Below are 12945 nucleotides of genomic sequence, written 5' to 3' on the forward strand. Positions count from 1 at the left end.
CGCGGGCCGAAATGCTGGTAGGACCAGGCGGATTTGAACCGCCGACCTCCACGATGTCAACGTGGCGCTCTAACCAACTGAGCTATGGTCCTGCATCCCGCGGGCGACAAAGCGCCTCGGCAACGGATGCATATCTTACCGATATCGCTGAAGTTTGCAAGCTTTCAGGGCACGCTTTTCACTCGGTCCACTGCTGTCAGCCACCCCTGGTAGAGCCGTTCCCGCTCCGCCTCCGGCATTCGCGGTACAAAGCTCTTCTCGCAGCGCCACAGCTCGGCAATTTCGTCCAGGTCTTTGTACCAGCCGAGATGCAAACCAGCCATGTAAGCGGCACCGAGAGCGGTGGTCTCGAGCACCGTAGGCCGGTCCACCTGAACGTCCAGCATGTCGGCCAGGAACTGAACCAGCCAGCCGTTCTTGACCATACCGCCATCCACGCGCAACGTGCCCGGCGACGCCTCCATGTCGTCGCGCATGCAGGCCTGAAGATCACGGGTCTGATAGCAGACCGCCTGCAGGCCGGCGGCGACGATCTCGGCGATGCCGGTATCCCGCGTCAGGCCGAAGATCGCACCGCGCGCCTTCGGGTCCCAGTGCGGCGCCCCCAGGCCGGTAAAGGCCGGCACCAGGTAGACGCTGTGGCCATCCCGGGTCTCGCGGGCCAGCGACTCCGTCTCGGCGGCGTTATCGAACAGCTTCAGGCCGTCACGCAGCCACTGCACCGCGGCCCCAGCGACGAAGATGCTTCCCTCCATGGCGTAGGTCGTCTTGCCGGCGATACGGTAAGCCACCGTGGTCAGCAGGCGATTGCGCGAAACGGCGGCCTTGTCCCCGGTGTTGACGATCATGAAGCAGCCGGTGCCGTAGGTACTTTTCCCCATGCCGGGCTCGAAGCAGGCCTGGCCGACCAGGGCCGCCTGCTGGTCCCCGACCACCCCGCCGATAGCCAGCGCCTCCCCCAGCAGGCTCGCCTCGGTATGGCCGAAATCCGCGCTGCTGTCGCGCACGTCGGGCAACAGGGCCGGGGGTATGCCGAACAGCGACAGCAGGTCGTCGTCCCACTGCTGGGTATGGATATTGAACAGCATGGTCCGGGAAGCATTGGTGGCGTCGGTGGCATGCACGCGCCCCCCGGTGAGCCGCCAGAGCAGGAAAGTGTCGACGGTACCGAAGGCCAGTTCTCCCCGCTCGGCGCGCTCGCGGGCTCCCTCGACGTGATCCAGCAGCCAGGCCAGCTTGGTCGCCGAGAAGTAGGGGTCGATCAGCAGTCCGGTACGCGCCTGTACCATGTCGGCATGGCCTCGATCCCGCAGGTCCTGGCAAGCATCCGCCGTGCGTCGATCTTGCCAGACGATGGCGTTGTAGAGCGGCTCGCCGGTTTGCCGATCCCATAGCAGCGTGGTTTCACGCTGGTTGGTGATGCCGATGCCGGCAATCCGGGAAGGCGTCCCACCGCTCTTCTCGATGACCTCCCTGCACGTCGCCACAACGGTGCCCCAGATTTCCTCGGGGTCATGCTCGACCCAGCCGTCGTGGGGGAACTGCTGGGGAAACTCTTGCTGAGCCACATGCGCAACGTTGCCACTGCGGTCGAAGAGAATGGCACGGGAGCTGGTGGTTCCCTGGTCGATGGCAAGCAGGTAGTCGGCCATGGTGTGTCCTGTCATTGTATGTTCGTTTATGATCACCAAGGGTACTGCAGTGTGTTCGCATTGCTCTACGACTTTCGACGCACTTCCCGACCGCCTCTGCCGCTAACCCAGCGAATAGCTTACAATCGTGGGATCGAAAGGGAGCCGACATGAACCAACAGCAACGCCAGGATGCCATCGTCGACCTGGTCCGCCGCCAAGGCTATGCCAGTATCGAACAGCTTACCGAACATTTCGTCGTCACTCCGCAGACGATTCGACGCGACCTGAACGCCCTGGCAGAGGAAGGGATGATTCGTCGCGTCCACGGCGGCGCCGGCCTGGAATCGAGCACCGTCAACACCGCCTACAGTACCCGCAAGAACCTCAACCTCGAAGCCAAGCGCCGCATTGCGAGCCTCGTGGCCAGCCATATTCCCGACCACTCCTCCCTTTTCATCAATATCGGCACCAGCAACGAAGTGGTGGCCGAAGCCCTGCTCGACCATCAGGGGCTCGAGGTGATAACCAACAATCTCAATGTAGCGGCCATCCTCCAGCACAAGGAGGATTTCAACGTCATCATCGCCGGCGGACAGGTTCGCTCGCGCGACGGCGGCATCATCGGCGAGGCCACCATCGATTTCATCAATCAATTCAAGGTCGATTACGGCATCATCGGCATCAGCGGTGTCGACGAGGACGGCTCCCTGCTCGAGTTCGACTACCAGGAGGCCAGGGTGGCGCAGGCGATCATCCACAACTCTCGCCAGGTCTATCTCACCGCCGACCACTCAAAGTTTCATCGCAACCCGGTGGTACGCCAGGGCAATATCGCCCAGCTCGACGCCCTCTTCACCGATCGCGAGCCCCCCGAAGCGATCGTACACCTGATGAAAGCCCACGCAGTGGCCCTTCACATCGCCTGACAGCTCGGCCGTCGCTCCGTCGACCGTCCTTGCCCCTCACGCCCACTGCATACCGGTGCACCGCTCGATGCGCTGGCACGACGTCTTGATTTTCCTTGATGTTCGGTTTCGATTCATCTATGTTCGCTTTCAAACATGACATGATGTCTGGCGCTGCGAACGCCAGCGGAACGGAGCCTGCATTCATGGCAGAACCATCACGTGACCTACTCGACCTGTTCATCATCGGTGGCGGCATCAATGGCACGGGTATCGCCAATGATGCCGCCGGCCGCGGTCTTGATGTCGGGCTTTGTGAGCAAGGAGACCTGGCTGGCGCCACCTCCTCGGCAAGCAGCAAGCTGATACATGGCGGACTTCGATACCTGGAGCATCATGAGTTCCGCCTGGTAGGCGAAGCGCTACGGGAGCGGGAAACACTGCTCAAGAAGGCGCCGCACATCATCTGGCCTTTGCGCTTCATCCTTCCCCACCGTTCACACTTGCGCCCGGCCTGGATGATTCGAGCAGGCCTGTTCTTGTACGACCACCTGGGCAAGCGCGAGCAACTGCCTGGCTCCCGTGGCGTTCGGCTCGGCACGAATTCGCCGCTGAAGCCTGAGATCATGCGCGGTTTCGAATATTCGGACTGCTGGGTTGACGATGCCCGGCTGGTCGTCCTCAATGCCATTCAGGCTCGCGAGGGTGGCGCCGAGGTTCTCGTTCGCACGCGCTGCACGGCGGCATACGAGGAGCAGGGCCACTGGTGCATCGAACTCGAGGACCTGCGAACCGGGGAGCGGTTGCGGCGCTATGCACGCGCTCTTGTGAATGCCGCCGGGCCCTGGGTGGAAAGCGTGATCCGCGAGCAGACAAGCCGCACATCACGCTATGCCATCCGCATGATTCAAGGCAGTCACCTGATCGTGCCCAGGCTCAACGATGACGATCGCGCTTACATCCTGCAGAACAGCGATCGGCGGATCGTCTTCGTGCTGCCCTACGAAGATGACTTCAGCCTGGTCGGTACCACCGACCGCCGTTACGAGGGCGACCCTGCCCAGGTCACCATCACCGAGGAAGAGGTGGATTACCTGCTTGGGGTGGTCAATGGCAACTTCCGCCGCCAGCTGACTCGAAGCGATATCATCAGCACCTACTCCGGCGTGCGCCCGCTTTGCGATGACGAATCATCGGACCCGTCAGCGATGACCCGCGACTATACGCTGGCTCTCGACGAACGAGGCGCCCCGATGCTGTCGGTATTCGGCGGAAAGATCACCACCTATCGCAAGCTGGCCGAAGCAGCTCTCGAGACCCTCGGGCGATGCCTGCCCGCCATGGGCCGCGCATGGACCGCCACCGAGGCGCTGCCGGGCGGTGACATCGCGAACCAGGCCGACTTCACCCAGCAACTGCTCGATACCTACCCCTGGCTGGGTGCCGATCGCGCCCGGCGCTTTGCCCGAAGCTACGGCAGTCTCTGCCTGCGCTTCCTGCGCGGCGCCGGGTCCGAAGACGATCTCGGCGAGGCGTTCGGGGCTGGGCTGACGGCCGCCGAAGTCGACTACCTGATCGATCATGAATGGGCCACGTGCACAGAGGACATCCTATGGCGCCGAACCAAGCTAGGTTTGCGACTGACACCGCGTCAAATTGAGATGTTGCAGCAATACATCAGGAATCATCGCCAGGGGCTGGCGGCATGAGGCACCCATCCCTTAAGCTCTGAAGGGAGATTCGCCTAAACAACTCTCCCTGCCGGGGTAGCATACGTGGCCCTTTATGCATTCGCCTTAGGTGTCGTGGTAGCGCTGTTGCTCGCGACCACGCTCGTGGCCAAGCTGCCCTTGCGATGGTGGTGGATACGCGCCTGTGAATTTCCCCGCTTGCAGCTGGCTACTGCCGCTCTGGTCGCCGCCCTGGCCTCGCTTGCCCTCGAGCCACCTTGGCGCTGGTGGCTTTTCGGCACGAGCCTCCTCGTCGTTCTCCTGCAGGCTCGCTTCATCCTGCCCTGGACTCGCCTCTGGCGGGTTCAGGTCAATGACGCGGAGCCCGGGCAGTCAGAGCGATGCTTGACACTGTTGATCGCCAACGTGCTGACGAGCAATCGGCAGTCGGAGCGCCTCATTGAGATCATTAGCCGGAATGATCCCGACCTCATCCTCACACTCGAATCAGACAGGTGGTGGCAGGAGCAACTCGACCAGGCACTTGATGAAACGTGGCCCCATAGCGTCAAGATCCCCTTGGACAACCTCTACGGCATGCATCTCTATTCGCGACTGCCCTTGCACGACACCCGCATCGAGTGGCTGATTCAGGATGACATCCCTTCGATACACACCGGCGTCAGGCTCAAGAGTGGCGACACTTTGACGCTTCACGCCTTGCACCCCCGGCCACCGGCGCCCAACGAAAGTGAGGAAACACTTTGGCGCGATGCCGAGCTACTCCTGATAGGCAATGAGATCCATCGCAACCCTGTACCCACCATTGTGGCAGGCGACCTCAACGACGTGGCATGGTCACGTACCACCCGTCTCTTTTGCCGTATCAGCGGCATGCTCGATCCCCGCCAGGGAAGAGGAATGTACAGCACCTTCCACGCCGACTATCCCTTGCTACGCTGGCCACTCGACCATATCTTCGTCACCGAACATTTCACCCTGAAGGCGCTCAAGAGGCTGCCGGGTTTCGGTTCGGATCACTTCCCCATTCTGGCCGCGCTATGCTTCCGCCCTGCGCGCAGCGATGAGCACGACAACCCCGAGGCTGGCAGCGCCGAGCGCGAATGGGCGCGCGAAACCATTCATGAGGCCCACGACCGCGATCAGGAATCCTGAACGCACTCAGTCCGGAATACCGCCCCGGGTCAACGTGGCTGGGTCTAGCAGGCGCTCGAGCTCATCGCGACTCAGGTCGGTCTGCTCCTCTGCCACCTCGATGATGGGCCGGCCGGAGCGATAGGCCTGTTTGGCAATGGCCGCCGCCGCATCGTAGCCGATGACGCCATTGAGGGCGGTGACCAGGATCGGATTCCTCGCCAGCGGCTCAGCCATACTCTCCTCGCGCACCTTGAATGTCGCAATGGCGCGATCAGCCAGCAGGCGTGCCGTGTTGCTCATCAAGGTGATCGATGTCAGCAGATTGTGAGCGACGAGGGGCAGCATCACGTTCAATTGGAAGTTGCCACTCTGCCCCGCCACCGTCACCGCGGCGTCCAGACCGATTACCTGGGCCGCTGCCTGGGCCGCCGATTCGGGAATAACGGGGTTGACCTTGCCCGGCATGATCGAGCTACCGGGCTGCAGGGCTTCCAGTTCGATCTCCCCCAGGCCCGCCAGTGGCCCCGAGTTCATCCAGCGCAGGTCGTTGGCGATCTTCATGACGACACAGGCCAGGCCCTTGAGCTGCCCGGAGAGCTCCACGGCACTATCCTGCGATGCGAGACTGGCGAAGAAACTGTCGTTGGGCTGGAGTGAAAGCCCCGTCTGCTCGCTGAGATCAAGAGCCATCCGCTCGGCGAATTCAGGGTGGGCATTGATGCCGGTGCCCACTGCAGTTCCCCCTTGAGCCAGCCGGCAGACGCGAAGCATGGCGCTATCAAGCCGCTCGATGGCCTGGCCGACCTGGCTCGACCATCCTCCGAGTTCCTGGCTCAAACGCAGCGGCATGGCATCCATCAGATGGGTGCGCCCGGTCTTGACCACCCCATCGTGCTCCACCGCTCGCTCGTCGATGGTCGCCTGCAGATGCACCAGGGCGGGACGCAGCCGCGCGGTCACTTCCAGCGCCGCCGACAGGTGGATAGCGGTGGGAATGACGTCATTGCTCGACTGCCCCATGTTGACATGATCGTTGGGCCCCACCGTCAAATCGTTGCGGCTGGCCAGATGGGCGATCACTTCGTTGACGTTCATGTTGCTGGAGGTGCCCGAGCCGGTCTGGAAGACGTCTACCGGAAACTGCGTGTCGTGCTTGCCATCGACGATCGCCTGGGCGGCTCTGACGATAGCCTCTGCCCGCTCGGCATCCAGCAGCTGCAGGTCGCGATTGACCCGTGCAGCGGCGAGCTTGATGCGAGCGATGGCGTGAATGAAGGCTACCGGCATCGCCTGGCCGGACACCGGGAAGTTATTGATCGCCCGTTGGGTCTGGGCGCCGTACAGGGCATCGTGCGGTACCTTCAGCTCACCCATGCTGTCGCGCTCGATACGATGATCGCTCATCTCCACTCCTCGCCGTCGTTACTGTGACTTCACCATGGTTGCCGCCGACGCCTCTTGCAAGGGGGATAGCGCTATCGGTATGGCTCCGGCAAGGTTATTACAAAATCAATACGATTAAAGTGAGATAAAATACAAAAAAATTACATAACTAATGCCAATGGATTAACAACACCATCTACACCGTTCAAGTTTCTACTTTCGACCCGTAAGTTGATAACTATCGTGGAAAGGTCGAGTCGTTACTCACTAGGATTGCCTCACTGAACCCCACTCAGTGCATGACTCATACAAATAACGAGAACGGACGGAGCCACGTTCATGGATCACATGACAGCACTCACCCTCTTGCCACAGGAACAGCTCAGCATAGCCCACACCCACGAAACGGGAGAACTCAACCGTTATCGGCGGCTAGCGCTCAGTTTTCTGCCGATCGCGCCTCATATCAGTCGCCTGATGGCTGCCCTTGGCATAGAGTGCGAACAACGCATCCAGACGCTGAAAAACATAGCCTCACGGCTGGAGCTCGACGCCTGCGTCGCCATGCCCCCACCGCAGGAATCGCCCTTCCTGGTCTGGACCAGCCGGCACGTCTTCGTGGTGGATGAAGCTATGGGCCATGAGGTCATGAGGGAGGCCGAGGAAGCCGCCGAGGTCACATGCAAGCTCTTGGCCTGGCTGCTGGAAACCAATGCAACGCCGGAGTTGCATCGTCCCTTGCTGGCTTTCGTTACCCAGAAGAACAACGAGTACCGTGTCATACAAGAGTGCCGGGAAGCAGGACAGCCGACCTGGCACAGTCGCGTGTCTGAGTTCGACGTGTCACCAGACGCAACACCGCCGCGGCAGCTCTCTCTTGCGGCGTGCCAGCCGAACCCATTGCGACCCGGCGCAGCACTATGACTAGGAAAAACGCTGCCCGTGTCGCCGACCGTTGGCTTCCGCCAAACGCTTCATGCGCTCGAGATCGAGAATCTCGAACTCCCGGCCGCGCGAAAGCAACAGGTTCTGGCGCTGGTATTTCACCAACGTCCGGCCCACGGTTTCCGGGGTCAGGCCCAGATAGCTGGCCATGTCGCTTCGCGACATGGCCAAGCGAAAGTGGTGCGGAGAGAAGCCTCGAAGCCGGAAACGCTCGGATATCGCCATGATAAAGCAGGCCAGCCGCACTTCGGCGGTCCGCCGTAGAAGCAGGTGTAGCCTCAAGCGCTCATCGTACATTTCGTGGCTCAGGCAATGCTGAAAACGCCAGCGCACCTCTGCTGAGCGGCCGCAAAGCTCGTCAAGCTTACCAAACGGGATCTCACAGACAGTGGTGGTTTCCAGCGCGACAAGCGAGCCTGGATGCGCTTTCTTGCCAATGGCATCCAGACCGATGAGCTCGCCAGGCAGCCAGAGTGCCGTGACGAGATATTCGTCGCTATCGGTCACGACGACCTGCTTGAGACTACCCGTGCGAACGGCGAACAGGCTGTCGAACGCCGCTCCCTGGGTTGCGAGAGTGTCGCGTTTGGCAAGCGTCACGGCCGGGCGGACGATGTCACTGAGCTGGGCCATCTCCTCCAGGGGCAGGCCGGCCGCGAGGCACAATGGCTTTGCATGGCAGGAGAGGCAACTCAGGCCCTTTGAGTCACGGGTGTACGTCTTGCCACTGCTCGTCATGAGAGCCCCCTTCCGTAGGGATCGGCCTTAGGGATTTCACCATGAAGTATAGAAAATCGGTGATAGGGGCGAAGAGTGAAACCTGTCATGCCTTAGTTTAATGAGGCTAGGGAGTAATAGGTGAAGGGTGAAGAAAACCATACGGCAGCTGAGGCACCATCAACTAAGCTAGATGCTGTATCACGACAGTTACAGAGGAGTCACATACTAGCGCAAACGTCACGGTGATCAAGCCTCCCATCCACATCAATAAGTTAAGTACCGGTTTCAATATAGCATCAAGAAAAACTATATAAGGAAGTGATGTAAGAAATAGCTAATTAGGGAATTAAGGGAGTATGTCCATGCAAGGGTGCAGAGCTATACCGATGAACAGGTCTGTGCAGGGGGGTGCCTCCATGGTCTCGTCGAACTCGCTGACGCTTGAATTTTCTGGGCGCCTCGATAGCCACGCCGGAACGCTGATAAGGAGCTTTTGGGACTTTTTGCCCGAACAGATGTTCATCGTTCGCATCGAGGGGCGCGAAAATTTCGTCATCGAGGCGGTCAATCCCTCCCAGCAGGCCAAGCTGGGAAATGGGCTGACCTGTGTCGGCAAACACCTCGCCCACCTGCTTCCCTCGCCGTTAGGCGATGGCGTGGTTGCCAACTGTGTCCGCTGTGTGGATGAGGGTATGCCGGTTCGGTACGAGGCAACAGGCTGTTATGTCGACAAGGAGGGTGTGCGTCGCCAATGCCGCTGGCAGATGCTGCTGGTCCCGATCGCAAATCATCAGGGGTTGTTGACCCACCTGCTAGGCATTGTCCATGACCCCAACACCCAGCCCCCCAATATGGGTAGCTACCCACAGCCCCGTTTTCAGGAGCTGGAGTTGGAGTTGGAGCGTCGGGTCTTGGACCGCACGAACGAGCTGATGGCCGCCAACCTCCAACTGACCTATCTGGCTACCCACGACTGCCTTACGGAAACCTATAACCGCCGCCACCTTCTCGATCTGGCCGACAATGAGTTAAATCGAGCCATTCGCTATGAGCTACCGCTGTGCCTGATGATGCTCGACATCGACTATTTCAAGTCCATCAACGATGAGCAGGGGCATATGGCCGGCGACCAGGCACTGCGAACCGTGGCACAGGCGACGCTGGCCATGCTTCGCGATTGCGACTTGGTGGGCCGCTACGGGGGCGATGAATTCATCATCATTCTTCCCGAGACGGACATCGAGGGGGCAAGAGCCATCGCCGAACGGCTTTGCCATACCCTGCAGGAGGTCAGCCAGCTCTCCGTCAGCATCGGCATCGCCACCCGCAGGCATGATGATCAGACGATCGATGAGCTGATCAGCCGGGCCGACTACCTGCTGCTCGATGCCAAGCGAAATGGCCGCAATCGGATCGAGTGCCCCCTCACGGCGTCTCGGAGGAACGAGATTACCAAAGGAAGTGTGCCGTTACGGTAAATTACCGGACTGCATGTTGCACTGCACAAAAGGCTCTGCTATTGTGCATTGCAACAGAGCGGGATCTCCCGTTCAATGTCACACCGAGAACCGGAGGTTCCTATCATGATGAACGCTTTCAATTTCGACTCCAAGCAGTTTGACACCAAGCAGTTCGAGGCCATGTTCTTCGGCCCGGCACGCGCTTTTGCAGCGCTGAGCGTCGACTATACCGAGAAGCTGGTCAACGCCCAGCTGGATGCCACCAAGGCCTATAGCGATACTGGCCTGGCCCAGGTACGCAGCCTTATGAACGTCAAGGATGCCGAAGGCCTGCGCACTTACATGGAAGGCCAGCAGCAGGTCGCCAAAGAGCTGACCGAGCGCCTGAAGGGCGATGCCGAAAAGGTCGTCTCCCTGCAGCAGGACTTCGTGCAGAAGAGCCAGAAGCTGGCCGAGACCAACGTCAAGCAGGCCCAGGAAACTGCCACCAAGGCTAGCAAGTAAAGCCGGTGGTCGGCCCCTGAGGCCGGCATGACGACAAGGCCCGCCGATCATTGATCGGCGGGCCTTTTCCATGTCGGGGCAACGAGACTGTCGCCGGACAGGTGACATGGTTTATTCTCGTAGCGCACGGGCGAATGACGAGGAAGTAACACATGAAAGCGTGGATTCCGATAGTGCTGCTGGGCCTCTTCCTTGCCGGCTGCCAGATGATGGAACCCGGGCCACCGCCCGAACGGATCGAGGTCATCGACATCGAGGACGAGCGGCCGCCGGAAGCCGAGCCAACTGCGCCGGACAGGATCGCCCGCCAGGTTGCCTTTCCCGAGCGGGAGTATGCCAGCTTGGAGAAGTCAGGCTCAGCAGCGATCAGTGGCCGCCTCGCCTTGAACGGCATGCCTGGCGCGAGTGAGACCGTGGCCGTGGCCCCGGTGACGACCTATTCCGCCGAAGCCGCCGAGCATGCCCTGGCTGGCCGCGCGGTCGAACCCGCCGACCCCCGTGCCCAGGAGTACACCCACACGACCCGCACCGACGGCAACGGGCAGTTCAGCCTGCAGGGACTGCCCGCCGGTGAATTCTATGTCATGGGCAGCGTGGTCAATCCCGCCAACGGCCAGCGGCAGGCCATCATTCGGCAGGTATCGCTGCGCAATGGCCAGCGAATGGAGGTCAACCTGAGCCGATAGCACTGAGTCGATCGCATTGAACCAATAGAACTGTGCCGATACCGTTGACTCAGGGCTACCAGCCCAGCGCTTGCTTGACGAACGGTATGGTCAGCTTGCGCTGGGCGGTGAGGGAAGCCTGGTCGAGCACCGCCAGCGCTTCGCAAAGTTCGCCCAAGCCACGCGGTCCGCGGTGAAGGATATAGCGGGCGACTTCATCCGGCAGCTGCATGCCACGGACCCGGGCGCGCAGCTGCAGTGCCTGCAAGCGTTCGGTATCGTCGAGCCCCTGGAGATGGAAGGTAACGCCCCAGGTCAGTCGCGACGCCAGGTCCGGCAGCTTCACCGGCAGCTGCCGCGGTGACACCGCCGAGGCCATGATCAAATGCTTACCGGCGTCGCGCAGTCGATTGAAGGCATGGAAGAGCCCCTCCTCCCAGCGCTTCCGACCCACTACCGCATCCACGTCGTCGATAGCCACCAGGTCGAGTCGCTCGATCTCCTCCAGCATCAGCGGCGGAAAGTGTCCCAGCTCCTCCAGGGGCAGATAGAGCGCGCGCAGATCCCGGCTTGATGCCGCATGGCAGGCCGCCTGGAGCAGATGGGTGCGTCCGGTGCCGACAGCGCCCCACAGATAGACGAAGGGCTCACCGCTGTCGTCAAGCTGATGGGTCAGTGTCTCCAGCAGGGTGGCGTTGGCGCCCGGCAGAAAGCTGTCGAAGGTGGCATCGTCACGCAGGCTCACTCCCAGCGGCAGCTGCGCCGGTGCTCGACTCATGGAGAATCCTCGCCGTGTCTTTTGCGTAGGCCCGCATCGTACAAACTGCTGCGCTTGTAGCGATCCTTCAATTCACGCAAGAGTACCATGATCACCGCCGCTGCCGGCAGCGCCAGCAGCACACCGGTAAAGCCGAACAGCGTTCCCCCTGCCAGCACGGCAAAGATCACGGCGACCGGGTGAAGGCCGATCTTGTCACCCAGCAGCTTGGGTTGCAGCACGGTACTTTCGATGACCTGTCCGAACGAAAACACGGCCACGACGCCAACCAGTGCCAACCAGCTACCGAACTGAAAGAAGGCGACGATCAGCGCCACGCTGATGCCAACGATAAAGCCCAGGAACGGCACGATACTGGCCAGCCCCGCCACCATGCCGATCAAGAGGCCGAAGCGCACACCCATCAAGGTCAGCCCGATGGAGTAGATCGCCCCGAGTGTCAGCATGACCAGCAGTTGGCCGCGCAGGAAGGCCGACAGCACATCGTCACAGCGGGCGACCAGGCGCACCGCCTCCGGCTCCCATTGCCGCGGCACCAGGTTGCGCAGGTTCTCGAGCAGCCGCGACCAGTCCAGCAGCAGGTAGAACGTCACCACGGGAATCAGCGCCACATAGGTCACCCAGGTGACGAAGGCCATGCCAGAGCGTCCGATCTGACCGAGAAACTGCGCCAGGTAGCCACCGGCATCCTGCCAGTGTTCAGCCAGGGTCTCCTGGACGTTTTCGAGATCCGACGCCACGTCGAGCCCTGTCCAGCCTCTGATCTGGGGCGCGAATACCGTTTCCACCCATTCGAAGATGCCGGGCACCAGCTGGCCGAACTGCCTTATCTGCTGAACGGCCAGCGGAATCAGAATCAGCAGCGCCACCCCCAGTACCAGCACCATGAACAGAAACACGCAGCAGACCGCCAGCGTGCGGGACAGCCCCCAGCGCTGCATGCGCGTGGCAAGCGGGTCGGCCAGGTACGCCACAATCATGCCGGCGATGAACGGCATCAGCATTGTTTCCAGCTCAAACAGCAGCCACAGCATCGCGACTGCGGCAATCAGAACCCACCACTCTCTGCGCATCCCACACTCCCTGCGTTGGACGACCACGACAATGCGGGCCGTGCGCCGTG

12 protein-coding genes and 1 tRNA gene are annotated in these 12945 nt (G+C 61.1%); 7 read left to right on the forward strand and 6 right to left on the reverse strand.

Features of this window, described 5'->3' with window-relative positions; all coding sequences use genetic code 11:
* Nucleotides 1-15 precede the first annotated feature (15 nt).
* Nucleotides 16-92: transfer RNA gene (locus tag DU505_RS10480), tRNA-Val, on the reverse strand.
* A gap of 72 nt (nucleotides 93-164) precedes the next feature.
* Nucleotides 165-1652: a glycerol kinase GlpK gene (gene glpK / locus DU505_RS10485; protein ID WP_114478935.1), complete on the reverse strand. Its 1488-nt coding sequence runs from the start codon at nucleotides 1650-1652 to the stop codon at nucleotides 165-167.
* A 149-nt stretch (nucleotides 1653-1801) separates the two neighbouring features.
* On the opposite strand from glpK, the gene DU505_RS10490 reads away from it, so the two are divergent.
* From DU505_RS10490 to DU505_RS10500, 3 genes are all read left to right on the forward strand, one after another.
* Complete coding sequence (locus tag DU505_RS10490; RefSeq protein WP_114478936.1) at nucleotides 1802-2560, forward strand: DeoR/GlpR family transcriptional regulator; 759 nt, start codon at nucleotides 1802-1804, stop codon at nucleotides 2558-2560.
* Nucleotides 2561-2745: 185 nt separating this feature from the next.
* Entirely contained in the window at nucleotides 2746-4248 is a 1503-nt protein-coding gene (gene glpD / locus DU505_RS10495) for a glycerol-3-phosphate dehydrogenase (RefSeq protein WP_114478937.1), read from the forward strand.
* Nucleotides 4249-4314: 66 nt separating this feature from the next.
* Nucleotides 4315-5385: an endonuclease/exonuclease/phosphatase family protein gene (locus DU505_RS10500; protein ID WP_181872797.1), complete on the forward strand. Its 1071-nt coding sequence runs from the start codon at nucleotides 4315-4317 to the stop codon at nucleotides 5383-5385.
* A gap of 6 nt (nucleotides 5386-5391) precedes the next feature.
* Here the strand turns inward: DU505_RS10500 and DU505_RS10505 are convergent, their stop codons facing one another.
* Complete coding sequence (locus tag DU505_RS10505) at nucleotides 5392-6771, reverse strand: class II fumarate hydratase (protein WP_114478938.1); 1380 nt, start codon at nucleotides 6769-6771, stop codon at nucleotides 5392-5394.
* Between the two features lie 318 nt (nucleotides 6772-7089).
* Between DU505_RS10505 and DU505_RS10510 the strand changes: the two genes are divergently transcribed.
* Nucleotides 7090-7674, forward strand: a complete 585-nt coding sequence (locus tag DU505_RS10510; protein WP_181872798.1) for a hypothetical protein — start codon at nucleotides 7090-7092, stop codon at nucleotides 7672-7674.
* On the opposite strand, the gene DU505_RS10515 is transcribed toward DU505_RS10510, so the two are convergent.
* Entirely contained in the window at nucleotides 7675-8433 is a 759-nt protein-coding gene (locus DU505_RS10515) for a helix-turn-helix domain-containing protein (RefSeq protein WP_114478939.1), read from the reverse strand. It lies immediately after the preceding gene.
* 485 nt (nucleotides 8434-8918) lie between these two features.
* Between DU505_RS10515 and DU505_RS10520 the strand changes: the two genes are divergently transcribed.
* From DU505_RS10520 to DU505_RS10530, 3 genes are all read left to right on the forward strand, one after another.
* Nucleotides 8919-9893, forward strand: coding sequence for a sensor domain-containing diguanylate cyclase (locus tag DU505_RS10520; protein WP_181872799.1), 975 nt, complete (start codon nucleotides 8919-8921; stop codon nucleotides 9891-9893).
* A gap of 108 nt (nucleotides 9894-10001) precedes the next feature.
* On the forward strand, nucleotides 10002-10379 hold the full coding sequence (locus tag DU505_RS10525) for a phasin family protein (RefSeq protein WP_422667017.1): 378 nt from the start codon (nucleotides 10002-10004) through the stop codon (nucleotides 10377-10379).
* Between the two features lie 152 nt (nucleotides 10380-10531).
* Nucleotides 10532-11065 (forward strand): carboxypeptidase-like regulatory domain-containing protein, encoded by a 534-nt coding sequence (locus DU505_RS10530; RefSeq protein ID WP_114478942.1) that lies wholly within the window; start codon nucleotides 10532-10534, stop codon nucleotides 11063-11065.
* Nucleotides 11066-11120: 55 nt separating this feature from the next.
* Here DU505_RS10530 and hda read toward each other — a convergent pair whose 3' ends face one another.
* Together hda and DU505_RS10540 are read right to left on the reverse strand one after the other, a co-directional pair.
* Nucleotides 11121-11822 (reverse strand): DnaA regulatory inactivator Hda, encoded by a 702-nt coding sequence (gene hda / locus DU505_RS10535; protein WP_114478943.1) that lies wholly within the window; start codon nucleotides 11820-11822, stop codon nucleotides 11121-11123.
* A complete protein-coding gene (locus DU505_RS10540; RefSeq protein WP_114478944.1) occupies nucleotides 11819-12895 on the reverse strand; it encodes an AI-2E family transporter in 1077 nt (358 codons plus the stop codon). Before DU505_RS10540 ends, hda begins: the two co-directional genes overlap by 4 nt.
* Nucleotides 12896-12945: the final 50 nt, after the last annotated feature.

It is taken from the genome of Billgrantia montanilacus (genome assembly GCF_003336675.1).
Taxonomy (GTDB): domain Bacteria; phylum Pseudomonadota; class Gammaproteobacteria; order Pseudomonadales; family Halomonadaceae; genus Halomonas; species Halomonas montanilacus.

Bases quoted from the DNA above. Each gene is read 5' to 3' on its own strand.
- DU505_RS10490 (WP_114478936.1), top strand. From the start codon at position 1,802: ATGAACCAACAGCAACGCCAGGATGCCATCGTCGACCTGGTCCGCCGC.
- glpK (WP_114478935.1), bottom strand. From the start codon at position 1,652: ATGGCCGACTACCTGCTTGCCATCGACCAGGGAACCACCAGCTCCCGT.
- DU505_RS10540 (WP_114478944.1), bottom strand. From the start codon at position 12,895: ATGCGCAGAGAGTGGTGGGTTCTGATTGCCGCAGTCGCGATGCTGTGG.
- glpD (WP_114478937.1), top strand. From the start codon at position 2,746: ATGGCAGAACCATCACGTGACCTACTCGACCTGTTCATCATCGGTGGC.
- DU505_RS10510 (WP_181872798.1), top strand. From the start codon at position 7,090: ATGGATCACATGACAGCACTCACCCTCTTGCCACAGGAACAGCTCAGC.
- DU505_RS10525 (WP_422667017.1), top strand. From the start codon at position 10,002: ATGAACGCTTTCAATTTCGACTCCAAGCAGTTTGACACCAAGCAGTTC.
- DU505_RS10530 (WP_114478942.1), top strand. From the start codon at position 10,532: ATGAAAGCGTGGATTCCGATAGTGCTGCTGGGCCTCTTCCTTGCCGGC.
- DU505_RS10505 (WP_114478938.1), bottom strand. From the start codon at position 6,771: ATGAGCGATCATCGTATCGAGCGCGACAGCATGGGTGAGCTGAAGGTA.
- hda (WP_114478943.1), bottom strand. From the start codon at position 11,822: ATGAGTCGAGCACCGGCGCAGCTGCCGCTGGGAGTGAGCCTGCGTGAC.
- DU505_RS10515 (WP_114478939.1), bottom strand. From the start codon at position 8,433: ATGACGAGCAGTGGCAAGACGTACACCCGTGACTCAAAGGGCCTGAGT.